Source organism: Luteimicrobium album, from assembly GCF_030161555.1.
Classification (GTDB): domain Bacteria; phylum Actinomycetota; class Actinomycetes; order Actinomycetales; family Cellulomonadaceae; genus Luteimicrobium; species Luteimicrobium album.
The window spans coordinates 173,931-189,662 of the sequence record NZ_BSUK01000001.1 but is presented as its reverse complement, the minus strand read 5'-3'; the positions used below and the strand labels follow the sequence as shown (position 1 = coordinate 189,662).

The window sequence follows — 15,732 nt, the reverse complement described above, 5'->3', positions numbered from 1 at the left end:
GCGGTGGTGTGCGTCGGGCGACGCTGTGGGCATCCGTTTGGCTGTTCGGTGGGGGCGGAAACAGCCAAACGGATGCCCACACGCCTGAGGAGCCGGCTCAGGCCAGGTACTGGTTGTACGCCGGGATCGTGAGGAACGTGGGGTAGTCCTCGTCGAGCGCGACGTGCCGGAACACGGCCACCGCGTCGTCGACCCGGTTCCCGGGAGTCCGGGGCAGGTCGTCCGCGACCTCGGCGATCAGGGCCTCGACCCGCTCACGCGTGATCGGCACCCCGGTCTCGGTCGTGGTGCGGTTGTGCACCCACTGCCAGATCTGCGAGCGCGAGATCTCGGCCGTCGCGGCGTCCTCCATGAGGTGGTCGATCGCCGCTGCCCCCACGCCCCGCAGCCAGGACTCGAGGTAGCGGATCCCGACGGACACGTTCGCCCGCAGGCCCGCGGCCGTGACGCCGGTGGTGCCGTCGGCGGGCTGGGCGGACGCGACGTCGAGCAGGTCCGCGGCCTCGACGTGCACCTCCGGGCGCTGCCGGTCGAGCTGGTGCGGACGCCCGCCGAGCACGGCCTCGAACTCGGCCCGCGCGACGGAGATGAGGTCGGGGTGCGCGACCCACGTGCCGTCGAACCCGTCGCCCGCCTCGCGTGCCTTGTCGGTGCTGACCTGCGCGAACGCCGTCGAGTTCACCTCGGGGTTGCGGCGGTCGGGGATGAAGGCGCTCATCCCGCCCATCGCGTGCGCGCCGCGCCGGTGGCACGTCGCGACGAGCAGCTCGGTGTAGGCGCGCATGAACGGCACGGTCATGGTGACGCGCGACCGGTCGGGGAGCACGTAGCGCGGCCCCCGCGTCCGGTAGCTCTTGATCACCGAGAACAGGTAGTCCCAGCGGCCCGCGTTGAGCCCGGCGCAGTGCTCGCGCAGCTCGTAGAGGATCTCCTCCATCTCGAACGCCGCGGGCAGCGTCTCGACCAGCACCGTCGCCCGGATCGTCCCCTGCTCGATCCCGACCAGCTCCTGCGCCAGCACGAACACGTCGTTCCAGAGCCGCGCCTCGCGGTAGCCCTCGAGCTTCGGCAGGTAGAAGTACGGCCCGCGGCCTCGCGCGACGAGCTCGGCCGCGTTGTGGAAGAAGTACAGCCCGAAGTCCACGAGCGACGCCGAGGCCGGCTGGGGACGCCCCGCACGGTCGGTGTAGCGCAGGTGCTTCTCGGTCAGGTGCCAGCCGCGCGGCCGGAAGACGATCGTCGGCAGGCCCGCCAGGTCCTGGCCACCGTCGCCCGCCGTGACGCGGTACTGCTTGCCGGGCGTCCCGTCGGGCGCGGCGGTGCCGGTGAACTCGAGGCGCCCGCGGATCGCGTCGTGCAGGGCGAGCTGCCCGCCGACGACGTTCTCCCACGTCGGGCTCGACGCGTCCTCCGCGTCGGCCAGCCAGCAGTCGGCGCCCGAGTTGAGCGCGTTGATCGTCATCTTCGGGTCCGTCGGCCCCGTGATCTCGACGAGCCGCCGCTCGAGGCCCGGGGCGCCCCGGTGCCCGGCGACCTCCCAGCTCGGGTCGTCGCGCACGGGCCGCGTCTCGGGACGGAAGTCCGGGTCGATGCCGTCCGCGACCTGCCGACGACGGCGCTGGCGCTCCGTGAGGAGGTCGTGCCGGCGGGCGAGGAAGGCGTCGTGGAGGGTCGCGAGGAAGTCGAGGGCCTCGGGGGTGAGGATCTCGTCGTACCGGGTCCCGGGCGTCCCGGTCACGGTGAGCGTGCCGGTGTCGGTGCTGGTAGGGCTGGGGGTGTCGATCGTGGTGGTCATGTCGGGCTCCTTCAGGGGATCCGTCGTCAGAACTGGGCGGCCTCGGTGGACCCGGCCAGCGCGAGCGTGGCGCTGTCGGGGTTGAGGGCCGTGGCGACTCGGTCGAAGTAGCCGGTGCCGACCTCCCGCTGGTGGCGGGTGGCCGTGTAGCCGTCGGCCTCGGCGGCGAACTCCGCCTCCTGGAGGTCGACGTAGGCGCTCATCGCGCGCTCGTTGTAGTCGCGGGCGAGCTGGAACATCGAGTGGTTGAGGGCGTGGAAGCCGGCGAGGGTGATGAACTGGAACTTGTACCCCATGGCCGACAGCTCGCGCTGGAAGCTCTCGATCTCGGCGTCGGACAGGTGGCGCTTCCAGTTGAACGACGGCGAGCAGTTGTAGGCGAGCAGCTTGTCGGGGAACTCGGCGTGCACGGCCTCGGCGAACTTGCGGGCGAGCTGGAGGTCGGGCTCGCCGGACTCGACCCAGAGCAGGTCGGCGAACGGCGCGTAGGCGAGGCCGCGAGCGATGACGGGCTCGATGCCGCCCCGGACCCGGTAGAAGCCCTCGCTCGTGCGCTCGCCGGTCGTGAATTCCTGGTCGCGCGGGTCGACGTCGCTCGTCAGCAGGTCGGCGGCGAGCGCGTCGGTCCGGGCCACGACGATCGACGGCACCCCGGCGACGTCGGCGGCGAACCGGGCCGCGTTGAGCGTCCGCACGTGCTGCTGGGTGGGGATGAGCACCTTGCCGCCGAGGTGGCCGCACTTCTTCTCGGACGCGAGCTGGTCCTCCCAGTGCACGCCCGCCGCGCCGGCCTCGATCATCTGGTGCATGAGCTCGTACGCGTTGAGCGGGCCGCCGAACCCGGCCTCGGCGTCGGCGACGATCGGGGCCATCCAGTCGCTCGGGGCGTGCTCGCCGCTCGGGTCGGTCGCCTCGACCTGGGCCGCGCGCAGCAGCGCGTTGTTGATGCGCCGCACGACGGCGGGCACCGAGTTCGCGGGGTAGAGGGACTGGTCGGGGTACGTCTGGCCGGAGAGGTTCGCGTCGGCGGCGACCTGCCAGCCCGACAGGTAGATCGCCTTGAGGCCCGCGCGGACCTGCTGGACGGCCTGGTTGCCGGTGAGGGCGCCGAGCGCGGCGACCCACTCGTTGCGGCCGGAGCGCTCCGAGGCGTGCAGCTCCTCCCAGAGGCGCTCGGCGCCGCGGCGGGCGAGCGTCCGGTCCTCGCGGACGGGTCCCCGGACCGCGACGACGTCCTCGGCGGTGTACGTGCGCTCGACGCCGGCCCAGCGCGGGTCGGTCTTCCAGGTGCGCTCGAGCTCGGCCGCGGTCTCGCGCTGGTCGCCGGGACGCGGCGTCGGACGGGGCTCGGGGCGGCGGGTCACGATCGTCGGGGTGCTCACGGTGGTCTCCTTCGGGCTGGGTGCCGGTCCGGCGGAACTTCTGCCGGAACCGCCTGTAGAACGACCTTCGCGCCGCTGCAACCCTTCGAGCAGCACATCCGACGAAGAAGTTTCGGGTTTCTTCTGTTGGACAGAAGGCGTCGCGGGTGTCAGCATGAGTCATGGCAGTCGCACCCACCCGAGGACCCGACCTCGCGCTCGCCGACGAGCCCGACGCGCTCACGATCGGCCGCCGGATCCGGCACCTGCGCACGCAGCAGGGCATGACGCTCGACGAGCTCGCCGCCGCGATCGACCGAGCGCCGTCGCAGGTGTCGATGCTCGAGAACGGCAAGCGCGAGCCGCGGTTCACGCAGCTCCAGCAGATCGCCAAGGCGCTCGGCGCCACGCTCGACGACCTCTTCTCGACCGAGCCCCCAGCCGTCGCGCGGCGCTCGAGATCGAGCTCGAGCGTGCGCAGCGCGGTCCGCTCTTCGACGCGCTCGGGATCTCGCCCGTCCGGGTCGGCAAGGGCCTGCCCGGCGACGCGCTCGAGGCCCTCGTCGGACTCCAGCGCGAGATCGAGCGCCTGCACCGCGAGCGTGCCTCGACGCCCGAGGAGGCGCGCCGCGCGAACACCGAGCTCCGGGCGTCGATGCGCGCGCAGGACAACTACTTCCCGGAGCTCGAGCAGGCTGCGCGCGAGCTGCTCACCGCCGTCGGGCACGCCGGAGGCCCGATCTCCCAGCGCGTCGCGTCCCAGATCGCCGAGCACCTCGGGTACTCGTTGCACTACGTGGGCGACCTGCCGCAGACCACCCGGTCGGTGATCGACCAGCGCCACCACCGGCTCTACCTGCCGGGCGGCTCGCGGGGCGGCGGCTTCTCTCGCACCGCGGTCCTCCAGGCGCTCGCCGCCGAGGTCCTCGGCCACACCGAGCCCCACGATTACGCCGAGTTCCTCCGCCAGCGCGTCGAGTCGAACTACCTCTCGGCGGCCGTCCTCATGCCGGAGGACGACGCCGCAGCGCTCCTGGGCGGGCAGAAGAGCCGCCGCGAGATCTCGATCGAGGACCTCCGCGACGCGTTCGCCGTCTCCTACGAGGCCGCGGCCCACCGGTTCACGAACCTCGCGACCGCGCGCCTCGGCCTGCGCGTGCACTTCATGAAGGTCCACGAGTCCGGCGTCATCCACAAGGCCTACGAGAACGACGGCGTCCGGTTCCCCGCCGACCCCCTCGGCGCCGTCGAGGGGCAGCCGGTGTGCCGGCACTGGACCGCCCGGACGATCTTCGACGTCGAGGACCGGCTCAGCCCCTTCTCGCAGTACACCGACACCCCCGCGGGCACCTTCTGGTGCGCCACGCGCACCCAGCGCACCGCCGACGGCGAGTTCTCGGTGAGCGTCGGCGTCCCGTTCGCCGAGGTCAAGTGGTTCCTCGGCCGCGACACCCCCACCGCGACGTCTCCCGGTGCCCCGACGAGACGTGCTGCCGCCGGCCCGAGGGTGTGATCGCCGACCGGTGGGACGGGCACGTCTGGCCCGCGCCCGCCCCGCACGCGTCGATGCTCGCCGCGATGCCCACCGGCGCGTTCCCGGGGGTCGACACGTGGGACGTCTACACGTTCCTCGAGCGGCACCGGCCCCGCGCGGGGGAGTAGGCGGTCGAGGGGCAGCGCCGACCAAGCGGGAACCCCGCCCAGCAAGCGGAGGGATGCCGCTTGGTCGACGTGGTTCCCGCTTGCTCGGCGTCGTCAGGGGGTGGCGGTCAGGCTCCCGGCCGCGTCGTCCGTCGACGCGAGCTCCGCGACCTTGAAGTGCATCTTCTTGCCGGTCGCGGTCATCGGGAGCTTGTCGACGACCCGGTACGCCCGCGGGCGCTTGAAGTTCGCCAGCCCCGGGTGCTCGAGCGCGTGCCGGTCGAGCTCCTCGGGCGTGGGCGGCTCCGCCGGGTCGTGCGGCACGACGTACGCCACGACGCGCTGCCCCCAGCGCTCGTCGGGCACCCCGACGACGGCCGCGTCCCGGACCTTCGGGTGCTCCGCCAGCACCTCCTCGACCTGCACGGGGTACACGTTCTCGCCGCCCGTGATGATCATGTCGTCCTTGCGACCGAGGATCGTCACGAAGCCGTCGGCGTCCCACGTCGCGAGGTCGCCCGGGTACAGCCAGCCGTTCACGAACTTCTCGTCGTCGTCGATCCCCACGTACGCGAACCCGGACTTGGGCGTCCGCATGATCACCTCGCCGATCTCGGCGCTGTCGGGCGCGACCGTCTCGTCGGGCGTGGCCTTGCGGTCCGGGAAGACCTTGACGACGCGGACGTCGTCGTCGGTGCATGCGCGCCCGGCGGAGCCCGCGTGCTCGGGCAGGTCCTCGGGTCGCAGGAAGGTGTTCCAGAATGCCTCGGTCGTGCCGTAGCCGTTGAAGATGCGCGGCGTGAGGAGCTGCTGGTAGCGCAGGGCCGCGGCGCGGTCGAGCGGCGCGCCCATCGTCACGATGCCGCGCAGGCCCGACAGGTCGCGCGGGCTGCGCTCCTGCTCGTCGGCGAGCAGCTCGAGCGTCGTCGGTGCCCCGATCAGGAACGTGATCCCGTGCTCGGGGACCCAGTCGAGGACGGTCGCCGCATCGTACGCCCGCAGCGGCACGACGGACCCGCCGACGTAGAACACGGGGTTGGGGCCGCCCGAGTACAGGCCGCCACGGTGGAACCAGGGCGTCATGTTGAGGGTGCGGTCGGTCGGGCCGAGCGGGAAATGCATGATCACGTCGTGCGCGGACATGACCTCGACGATCGACGGGAGCGACACCCCCTTGGGCAGGCCGGTCGTCCCGGACGTGTACAGGCGGGTGGTCTCCTCGTACGTGGAGAAGTCGTCGGGCAGTGGCGGCACGGGGGCGCTCGCCGATGCGAGCGCGTCGTCGAAGGCGACCGCGCCGTTCGGGCCGCCCTCGCCGGGCTCGCCCACGACGAAGAGCGCCGGCGCGACCTCAGCGATCTCCAGCGCCTGCGTCGCGGGCGCGGCGAGCGTCCCGTCGTAGACGAAGACCGTCGGTTCGGACTCGCGCAGGATGTGCCCGGTCTCGGCGGGTGCGAGCCGGAAGTTGACCGGCACCCCGACCGCGCCGAGCCGCTGCGTCGCGAGGTAGAGCACCGCGAACTCGACCGAGTTGAACAGCTGGTACACGACGCGGTCGCCGCGGCCGGTGCCCCGCTCGGCGAGCGCCGACGCCGCGCGCTCGACGACGGCGTCGAGCTCCGCGTACGTGAGGGTCCGGCCGGTGGGCGGGTCGACGACCGCGACGTTCCGGCCGAACCGGTGGACGTTGCGGAGGAATCCCGCCTCGTAGGTGAAGTCGTGCTCGAGGTAGCGGCGGAGCCGTGAGGCGTCGTAGGGCATGGGTGGTGATCCTCTTCTCCGGGCGCCCTCACCGGGGCGTCCTCCCAGACATCCCTCCTGCGCCGCTCAGGTTACGCCCGCGTAGGTGCTGGTGTCGCCGGACTCAGAGGGTCCCGTACGGCCCCTGCTCGGTGTCGGGCACGCCGTCCTCGTTGACGTCCGCGGGGCGTTCCCGGCTCGCGTCACGGCGCAGCAGGACGGCGGCGACCCCCGCCGACACGACCGACGCGACGAGCACGGCGACCTTCGCCTCGGCGACCCGCGCGGCGCCGTCGGGGGTGCTCGCGTCGAACGAGAGCTCCGCGACGAGCAGCGCGACCGTGAAGCCGATCCCGGTGAGCGCGCCGACCGGGAGCATGTCCCGCAGCCCGACGCCGGGTGCGAGGCGCAGGGGAGTGAGGCGGACCGCGAGCCAGGTGGTCCCGAGGACACCGAGCGGCTTCCCGACGACGAGCCCCACCATGACCCCGATCGCGACGTGCGAGCCGAGCACCTCGCCGATCCCCGTCCCGACGACGGTCACCCCCGCGGCGAAGAACGCGAAGACGGGCAGCGCGACGCCGTTGGCGACGGGCCGCCACGCGTGCTCGGCTCGCTCGGCGCGGCCCACCAGCTCGCCGTGCACCGCGCGGGTGGGCACCGCGAACCCCAGGAGCACGCCGGCGATCGTCGCGTGCACGCCGCTCGCGTGGACCAAGGCCCACGCCGCGACCGCGAGGGGGACGAGCAGCCACCACGGCGCGCGCCGCAGCCGGGCCACGACGCCGAACGCCACGACGCAGGCGAGCCCGCCGAGCAGTGCGCCCACGGCGACGTGGGCCGTCAGCACGAACGCGATGATCACGATCGCGAGCAGGTCGTCGACGACGGCGAGCGTCAGCAGGAACGTCCGCACGGGCGCGGGCAGCCCCGGCCGAACACCGCGAGCACCGCGAGCGCGAACGCGATGTCGGTCGCGGTCGGGACGGCCCACCCGGCCCTCGCGCCGCCGTCGTGGTCGACGAGGGTCGTGGCGACGTAGAGCACCGCGGGCGCGGCCATGCCCCCGACCGCCGCCAGGACGGGTACCGCGGCGCGGCGCGGGTCGCGGAGCGAGCCGGCGACGACCTCCTGCTTGAGCTCGAGCCCGACGACGAAGAAGAAGATCGCGAGCAGGCCGTCGGACGCCCAGGCCGCGAGGCTGAGGTCGAGGTGGAGGCCGGCGAGCGCGTCGCCGCCCGGGACGGCGGTGACGATCGTCCGGTAGGTGGCCCGCCAGGGCGTGTTCGCCCAGACGACGGCGACGAGCGCGGCCCCGAGGAGGAGCGCGCCGCCGCGGCGCTCGTCGGTGACGAAGCGGCGGGAACGGGTGAGCAGGGGAACGCGGGGCACGGGACCTCCAGGCGCGCGGCGACGGGTGCCGACCAGACTTCCCGGCTCACCGCTCGTCAGGCTACCCGGTGGTCAGTCCTGCCACGTGCCGACCCACTCGTCCCAGCGCGGGCCTCCCTCGAGCGTCGTGCCCTCGTGCGCGGCCTCGCGCAGCCCGCGCACGACGAGCGCCAGGTAGCGCAGGTGGAGTGCGTCGACCTGGGCACGCGGGTAGGGGAGCGGCGGACGCAGGTGGACGAGGAGCTGCATGGCGTCGGCGGTCGTGAAGCCCTCGGGCACCAGGCGTGCGGAACGGTCGTGCGCGACCAGGCGCTCGAGCGCGGCGCGGAGCTCCTCCGACGCGGCGGCGAGCTCGGGGGACAGCGGGCGCCTGGCGCCGGTGGGACGCAGCATCGGGCCGCGGGCTCCGGTGATGTGCCGCGCGACGAACGTCTCGACGGCGCCGGGTCCCCGGGGCTCCCTGGGCGTGCTGCCGCCGGCGGCATCGAGCGCGTCGGCGATGCTCGCCGCGAGCCGGGCCACGTCGCGCACGCCCTCGAGCCTGAGCGCGTCGACGAGCGCGTCCTTGGTGGGGTAGCGCCGGTAGACGCTTCCGACGCCGACCCCTGCCCGCCGGGCGATGTCGGCCATGGAGACGGCGTTCCCCTGCTCGGAGAAGAGCTCCCGGGCGGCGTCGAGGACGGCCGTGTCGTTGGCGCGCGCCTCGCGCAGGCGACCGGGCAGCCGTGCGGCGGTGGCGTCGTCGGGGGCGGGCATGGGCTCACCGTAACGCGTGGCGCGCTGCTATCCTCAATCGGAACGGAGAATCCGGTCCGATTAAACGCCGACGACGAGAGCGAGTTCCGCCGTGTCCTCAACCCGCCCCCTCGAGCCCCGGTCGACCACCCGCCGCCCGGGCCTCGTCACGCTCGCGCTCAGCGCCGTCGTGCTGTCGTTCTCGCTCATGCAGACGCTCGTCGTCCCCGCGCTCCCGACGATCGGGCACGACCTTGGCGCGAGCTCGCAGGGGACCGGCTGGATTCTCACCGCGTTCCTCCTCGCGGGGGCCGTGCTGGCGCCCGTCGTCGGCAACCTGGGCGACCGGGTCGGGCACCGGCGCGTCCTGCTCGGCACGGTCATCGTGTTCGTCGCGGCGACCCTCCTCGCCGCGGCTGCGCCGAGCCTCGCCGTCCTGCTCGGCGCCCGGGTGCTCCAGAGCGTGAGCACCGCGACGTTCCCGCTCGCGCTCGCCCTGGCCCGCCAAATGCTCGACGGACGCCGGCTCGCCGCGGCGTTCGGCTGGATCGCCGGGATGATCGGGCTCGGCGCAGGCGCCGCGCTCGTGCTGGGCGGGCTGATCGTCGAGGCGCTGTCCTGGCGCTGGATCTTCGTGCTCGCCGCCGTCCTGATCGCCGTCGCGGCGGCGATGATCGCGGCGTGGGTGCCCACGGACGCCGCCCCGGCCGTCGTCCGGCGCACCGACTGGCCGGGGATCGTCCTGCTCGCGGGCGGGCTGGTCGGCGTCCTGCTCGCGGTCTCGCAGGGCGGGTCGTGGGGTTGGACGTCCGCCCGGACCGTCGCCCTCGGGCTTGGCGGCGTGCTGCTCCTGGTCGCGCTCGTGCTCGTCGAGCTGCGCAAGGCCGCGCCCGTCGTGGACGTGCGGACGTTCCGGCACGGCCCGATCGTCCTGGTCAGCCTCCTGACCGTCGCCGTCGGCTTCGTGCCATACGTCTGTTATGTGGCGCTGCCGATCCTCACCCAGGCGCCCGAGAGCACGGGCTACGGGCAGGGGATGAGCGTCACCGTGTCCGCGCTGGCCATGCTGCCGAGCGCCGTGCTCGTGTTCCTCGGCGGGAGGTTCACACCGCTGGTCGTGGCGCGGGCCGGGGCCGGCGTCGCAGCCGTGCTCGCGGCCGGCGTCATGGCCGTCGGCTCCGTCGGGCTCGCGCTCTGGCCGACGTCGCCGTGGGCCATCGTGGTCGCGTTCGGCGTGCTCGGCCTGGGCAACGGGATCGGGTACGCGATCTGCGCTCAGCTCGTCGTGACGCTGTCGCCCCCGGAGGAGACGGGCGCCGCGACCGGTCTCAACAGCGTAGTGCGCACGGTCGGCTCGGCCGCGGCGGCTCCCGTCGTCGCCGCGCTCCTCGCGACCGGTACCGTCGCCGACCCGGCCGGGCCGTTCACCGCGGCCTTCTGGGTCGCGGCGGCCGCGAGCGTCGTCGGGGTGGTCGTGGCGGCCGGGCTGGTCCTGCGGAACCGCCGCGGCGCCTGAAGCGTCACGCGACGGGCGGCACCCAGGCCGCCCAGGGGCTCGCTGCCTCGATCTGCGCGGACAGTGCGAGCAGGAGCGCGTCGTCGCCGAGCCGTCCCGTGAGCATGACGCCGACCGGCAGCGGGTCGTCCGTCCAGCCGAGCGGCAGGCTCACCGACGGTCGCCCGGTCAGGTTCGCGACGCTCGTCCACGGGGTGAACCGGCACTGGGCCGCGAAGTCGCCGGCCGGGTCCGCGTCGTCGCGCAGTGACCCGATCGGGGCCGGGAGCTGCGCCAGCGTCGGGGTGAGGACGACGTCGAACGCGTCCCATGCCGTCGCGACCCGCTGGGTGAGGCGCTGCATGCCGGCGTGCGCCTGCGCGTACGCGAGCCCGCTCTGGTCGCGCCCGGCCGCGCGCAGCCAGCGGGTCAGCGGGGTGAGGAGGTCTTCGGCGTCGGCCGGCACCGGCGCCGACAGCGCCCCGACCGACCAGAGCGCGGCGAACGCTCCCCAGTCCTCGGCCGGGAACGGCACGGGTGCCTCGGCGGCGTCGTGGCCGAGCGCGTCCAGGAGCGCGACGGCGTGGTCGAGTGCGTGCAGGCAGGCCGGGTCGACGTCGGCGTCGTCGGCGATCACGGGCGCCGTGAGGACGCCGACGCGGAGGGGCCGTGGCGGGGTGTCGCACGCGGCGAGGTAACTGCCCGCCGGGCCGGGGCCGCCGGGCGCGACGAACGTGTCGCCCGGCCGGTTCACGGCCAGGACGTCGAGGAACGCGGCCGTGTCGCGGACCGTGCGCGTGAGGACGCCGTGCGCGGCCAGCCCGACGCCGTCCACGGCGTGCGGCCCCCAGCTCACCCGTCCGCGGCTGGGCTTGAGCCCGACGAGCCCCGTGGCGCTCGCGGGGATCCGCAGCGAGCCTCCGCCGTCGTTGCCGTGCGCCACGGGCACGATCCGGCTCGCGACGGCGGCCGCGGCGCCGCCGCTCGAGCCCCCGGCCGAGCGCGCGAGGTCCCACGGCGTGCGCGCGGGCGGCGCGACGTCGGGCTCGGTGTAGGGCGGGAGGCCGAGCTCGGGGGTGTTGGTCTTGCCGACCATGACGGTGCCGGCCTCGCGCAGGAGCGTGACGACGCCGTCGTCGACGGGCGGGACGAACCCCTGCAGCGCGGCCGACCCGGCCGCCATGGGCACGCCCGCGACCGTGGTGAGGTCCTTGATCGGCAGGGGTACCCCGAGGAACGGGGGCAGGGCGTCCGTGGTGCCGTCGTGCCGGGCGGCCGCGAGCGCCTGGTCGGCGGCTCGTGCCTGCTCGCGCGCGAGCTCCGGCGTGAGCGTGACGAAGGCCCCGACGGTCGGGCCGAGCCGCTCGGCGCGCTCGAGCGTGTGCTCGACCACGTCGGTCGCGGAGGTGTCGCCGCGGCGGAGCGCGGCTGCGAGGGCCAGGGCGTCGAGGTCGTGGAGCTCGGTCACCCCTCGACCCTAGCGGCGTGTGGGTGGCCGGGAGCAGGGTGGAGATCTTGACGGAGTCCGCCTCCGGATCTATATTCCTTGAAGCATTATTCCAACCGGAACATCATTAGGCGTCGCTAGGGGTGAAGGATGGCTCGCCGCGAGCTGTCGTCCATCGCGCTGATCGTGCTGGGCCTGCTCGACCAGGGGCCGCTGCACCCGTACGAGATCCTCCGGATCATGCGCAAGCACCGGGACGACCTGCGCCTGCCGGTGAGCGTCGGCTCGATCTACCACGCGGTCGAGCGCCTCGAGCGCGACGGCTACGCGGTCCCGCTGGCCACGGCCCGCGAGGGCGCCCGGCCCGAGCGCACGACGTACGAGATCACCGACGACGGCCGGGCAGAGCACCGCCGCCGCACACGCGACCTCCTGCGGACCGTCCAGCCCGAGTACCCGGCGTTCGACGTCGGGCTCGGCCAGGCGGACTCGCTCGAGGCCGACGAGGTCGTGGCGCTCCTGCGGGAGCGGCTCGACACGGTCCGGGAGGAGCACGCCGCGTACGACGCCGCGCTCGGCTCGATCGTCGCGCGGGGCGTCCCGCGCCGGCACCTGCTCGACGCCTTCTACGAGCTCGAGCAGCGCGCGACCCAGATCGCTTGGATCGAGCGGACCGTCGCCGAGATCGAGTCCGGCGAGCTCGACTGGACCACGCCCCACTTCCCGACGCACGGGATCGACATCCACAGCAACACGCCCGATGACGCCACCTCGTCCCCAGAGAAGGACCTCGTATGACCACCCCGCTCGTCGACCTCAAGGGTCGCAGCCCGTGGAGCGTGCTCCCGCCGCTCGTCCTGGGCTTCTTCATGATCATGGTCGACACGACCATCGTGAACATCGCCGTGCCCTCTCTGCAGAAGGCGTTCGACGCGAACATCACCGACGTCGGCTGGGTGAACAGCGGCTACCTGCTGTCGTTCGCGGTGCTCATGCTGCCCGCAGGCCGCCTCGGCGACCGCTACGGGCCCCGCGCGCTGTTCATCTCCGGCCTGGTGCTGTTCACCGTCGCGTCGGCCGCCTGCGGCCTGGCCGGCTCGATCGGCTTCCTCATCGCAGCGCGCGTCATCCAGGGCGTCGGTGCGGCGCTCATGACCCCGCAGACCATGGCGGTCATCACCCGCGTCTTCCCGCCCAAGAGCCGCGGCGCTGCGCTCGGCATCTGGGGCATGGTCGCGGGCCTCGCGACGATCGCGGGCCCGGTCCTCGGCGGCCTGCTCGTCGAGAGCTGGGGCTGGGAGTGGATCTTCTACGTCAACATCCCCGTCGGGGTCGTCGCCGTCGTGTGGGCCGTCGCGACCGTGCCGCACCTCGAGACGCACAAGCGCTACTTCGACGTCGTCGGCACGGTGCTCGCCGTCGCAGGGCTGTTCCTGCTGGTGTTCGGCCTCCAGGAGGGCGACACCTACGACTGGGGCAGCATCGCCGGCCCGATCGGCATCTGGGAGCTCATCGGAGCGGGGCTCGTCGTGCTCGGCGTGTTCGTCTTCTGGCAGCACCGCCTCGGCGAGAAGGCGCTCCTCCCGTTGCGGCTGTTCCACTACCGGAACTTCTCGCTCGCCAACGTGTCGGCTTTCATGATCTCGTTCGCGATGCTCGGGATCTTCTTCCCGCTGACGATCTTCCTGCAGTCGATCCTCGGGCTCAGCCCGCTCCACGCGGCGCTCGTCAACCTGCCCGCGTCGCTGCTGTCGGGCGTGGTCGCGCCGTTCGCCGGGCGCCTGTCCGACCGCATCAACGGCAAGTGGGTCGTCGCGGTGGGCTTCGGCTTCATCGCCGTCTCGCTCATGCTGGTCTACGCGGTGCTCTCGCCGGACGTCTCCGAGGCGACGCTGATCTGGTGCATGATCCCGTTCGGCTTCGGCACGGGCCTCGTGTTCTCACCCATGGTCAATCTGGCCACCGCCGGGCTCGACCACCGCACCGCCGGCGCGGGCGCGGGTGCGTTCAACACCATCCGCCAGGTCGGCAGCGTGGTGGGCTCCGCGGCGATCGTCGCGATGCTCACCGGCCGGCTGAGCACCACCATCCCCGATGCCGCACGGAGCGTCGCGTCCAGCCTCCCGGGTGATCTCCAGCAGCCCTTCGCGAAGATCTTCTCCGGAGGCGAGCTGTCCGCCGACACGATCCAGCAGGGCTTCCAGCCGCCCGCGGGCGTCACGGGCCAGGCGGCGCAGCAGATCGGCGCCGCCGCGCAGCAGGCCGTCGGCGACGGCTTCACCGTGGCCGTCAAGGACACGCTGCTCCTCGTGGTCGGGGCGCTCGTCGTCGGCGGCCTCGCGGCGCTGTTCATGTCGCCGACGCGCCGCAAGGCGGACGCCGCCGCCCCCGTGGCGGACGCCGGCGAGTCGGCCGAGGAGCCGGCCGTCGTCTGACCTGCGGTGCCGTCCGCACGGCCCGGTCCCGCGCGCGCGGGTCCGGGCCGTCGGCGTCGGGTTAACTTCTTGTGACGGCTTGGCGACACGACGGCCGCCCACCGTGCCACCGGAATGACACGGGCGTAGTTTGCGGACATGGGCGACGCCTCGTCGCCCACGGGAGGCCAGCCCATGATGCGTGCTCCGCGAGCTCTCGCGGTCCAGGCGCGGGAGGGCCGGTCCCGGCCCGACGGCGTCGGGCACGGGCCGGCCGACCGCAGACCCGCATGAGGGAGCCTGCCGTGGACCAGACCTCGCCCGCCACGACGGAGAAGTTCAGCTCGACGGACGCGCACGACGCGCCGGACGGTCGCCGGACGTTCGTCCTCGACACGTCGGTCCTCCTGTCGGACCCCCGCGCGATGCTCCGGTTCGCCGAGCACGACGTGGTCCTGCCGATCGTCGTCATCACCGAGCTCGAAGGAAAGCGCCATCACGCGGAGCTCGGCTACTTCGCGCGCAGCGCGCTCCGGCTTCTCGACGACCTGCGGATCAAGAACGGGCGGCTCGACGCGCCCATCCCCGTCGGCGACGCGGGCGGCACGCTGCGCGTCGAGCTCAACCACACGGACCCGACCGTCCTGCCTGCGGGCTTCCGGCTCGGCGACAACGACACCCGGATCCTCTCCGTCGCGGCGAACCTCGCCTCCGAGGGCGCGGTCGTCACCGTCGTCTCGAAGGACCTGCCGATGCGGGTCAAGGCGTCGGCCGTCGGGCTGCGGGCCGAGGAGTACCGGGCCGAGCTGGCGGTCGACTCCGGCTGGACCGGGATGGCCGAGCTCGACCTGTCCGACGAGCAGATGAACCACCTGTGGGAGGCCGAGTCGGTCGAGCTCGCCTCGCTCGACCCCACGACCGTCGAGGCCGCGGCGCCGCTGCACTGCCATACCGGGCTCGTCCTGCACAGCCCGCGCGGCTCCGCGCTCGGCCGGGTCACCGCCGACAAGCACGTGCAGCTCGTCCGCGGGGACCAGGACGTGTTCGGGCTGCACGGTCGGTCCGCGGAGCAGCGGGTCGCGATCGACCTGCTGCTCGACGAGGCGATCGGGATCGTCTCGCTCGGCGGGCGCGCCGGGACCGGCAAGTCGGCGCTGGCGCTCTGCGCGGGCCTCGAGGCCGTGCTGGAGCGCGGGCAGCACCGCAAGGTCATGGTCTTCCGGCCGCTCTACGCCGTCGGCGGCCAGGAGCTCGGCTACCTGCCCGGGACCGAGAACGAGAAGATGAACCCCTGGGCGCAGGCCGTCTTCGACACCCTCGGTGCGATCGTGTCGCGCGAGGTCGTCGAGGAGGTACTCGACCGGGACCTGCTCGAGGTCCTTCCCCTCACGCACATCCGCGGGCGCTCGCTGCACGACGCGTTCGTGATCGTCGACGAAGCCCAGTCCCTCGAGCGGAACGTCCTGCTCACCGTGCTCTCGCGGATCGGGCAGAGCTCGCGCGTGGTGCTGACGCACGACGTCGCGCAGCGCGACAACCTGCGCGTGGGCCGGCACGACGGCGTCGCCGCGGTCATCGAGTCGCTCAAGGGGCACCCGTTGTTCGCGCACGTCACGCTGACCCGGTCCGAGCGGTCCGCGGTCGCGGCGCTCGTCACCGAGATGCTGGAGCAGATCGAGGTCTGAGGGTGAGCATGGAGGGCGGCCTCGGGT

At 73.4% G+C, this 15,732-nt stretch carries 9 protein-coding genes and 2 pseudogenes; 5 read left to right on the top strand and 6 right to left on the bottom strand.

Annotation, left to right across the window (positions count from 1 at the left end; genetic code table 11):
• Positions 1–97: 97 nt before the first annotated feature.
• Both aceB and aceA read right to left on the bottom strand, forming a co-directional pair.
• Positions 98–1,795, bottom strand: coding sequence for a malate synthase A (aceB, locus tag QQK45_RS01055; protein WP_284291463.1), 1,698 nt, complete (start codon positions 1,793–1,795; stop codon positions 98–100).
• A gap of 26 nt (positions 1,796–1,821) precedes the next feature.
• Entirely contained in the window at positions 1,822–3,177 is a 1,356-nt protein-coding gene (gene aceA, locus QQK45_RS01050; RefSeq protein ID WP_431310207.1) for an isocitrate lyase, read from the bottom strand.
• A gap of 161 nt (positions 3,178–3,338) precedes the next feature.
• Here aceA and QQK45_RS01045 point away from each other — a divergent pair.
• Positions 3,339–4,818, top strand: a pseudogene (locus QQK45_RS01045) (helix-turn-helix domain-containing protein).
• Between the two features lie 93 nt (positions 4,819–4,911).
• Here QQK45_RS01045 and QQK45_RS01040 read toward each other — a convergent pair.
• The 3 genes and pseudogenes from QQK45_RS01040 to QQK45_RS01030 all read right to left on the bottom strand — a co-directional run bounded on the left by QQK45_RS01040 (position 4,912) and on the right by QQK45_RS01030 (position 8,685).
• Positions 4,912–6,558 carry a class I adenylate-forming enzyme family protein gene (locus QQK45_RS01040; protein WP_284291461.1) on the bottom strand — a complete coding sequence of 549 codons (1,647 nt, stop codon included), beginning with the start codon at positions 6,556–6,558 and terminating at the stop codon, positions 4,912–4,914.
• A gap of 103 nt (positions 6,559–6,661) precedes the next feature.
• Positions 6,662–7,929, bottom strand: a pseudogene (nhaA, locus tag QQK45_RS01035) (Na+/H+ antiporter NhaA).
• A gap of 72 nt (positions 7,930–8,001) precedes the next feature.
• A complete protein-coding gene (locus QQK45_RS01030) occupies positions 8,002–8,685 on the bottom strand; it encodes a TetR/AcrR family transcriptional regulator (protein WP_284291459.1) in 684 nt (227 codons plus the stop codon).
• Between the two features lie 91 nt (positions 8,686–8,776).
• Between QQK45_RS01030 and QQK45_RS01025 the strand changes: the two genes are divergently transcribed.
• Entirely contained in the window at positions 8,777–10,180 is a 1,404-nt protein-coding gene (locus tag QQK45_RS01025; RefSeq protein WP_284291457.1) for an MFS transporter, read from the top strand.
• Between the two features lie 4 nt (positions 10,181–10,184).
• On the opposite strand, the gene QQK45_RS01020 is transcribed toward QQK45_RS01025, so the two are convergent.
• Positions 10,185–11,627, bottom strand: coding sequence for an amidase (locus QQK45_RS01020; RefSeq protein ID WP_284291455.1), 1,443 nt, complete (start codon positions 11,625–11,627; stop codon positions 10,185–10,187).
• Between the two features lie 129 nt (positions 11,628–11,756).
• Between QQK45_RS01020 and QQK45_RS01015 the strand changes: the two genes are divergently transcribed.
• The 3 genes from QQK45_RS01015 (at position 11,757) to phoH2 (ending at position 15,705) form a co-directional block, all read left to right on the top strand.
• Positions 11,757–12,404 carry a PadR family transcriptional regulator gene (locus tag QQK45_RS01015; protein ID WP_284291453.1) on the top strand — a complete coding sequence of 216 codons (648 nt, stop codon included), beginning with the start codon at positions 11,757–11,759 and terminating at the stop codon, positions 12,402–12,404.
• Positions 12,401–14,041, top strand: a complete 1,641-nt coding sequence (locus QQK45_RS01010; RefSeq protein ID WP_284291450.1) for an MDR family MFS transporter — start codon at positions 12,401–12,403, stop codon at positions 14,039–14,041. The genes QQK45_RS01015 and QQK45_RS01010 overlap by 4 nt, the downstream gene beginning before the upstream one ends.
• Positions 14,042–14,445: 404 nt before the next feature.
• Positions 14,446–15,705 carry an RNA 5'-3' helicase PhoH2 gene (phoH2, locus tag QQK45_RS01005; RefSeq protein WP_431310313.1) on the top strand — a complete coding sequence of 420 codons (1,260 nt, stop codon included), beginning with the start codon at positions 14,446–14,448 and terminating at the stop codon, positions 15,703–15,705.
• The last annotated feature ends 27 nt before the right edge of the window (positions 15,706–15,732 follow it).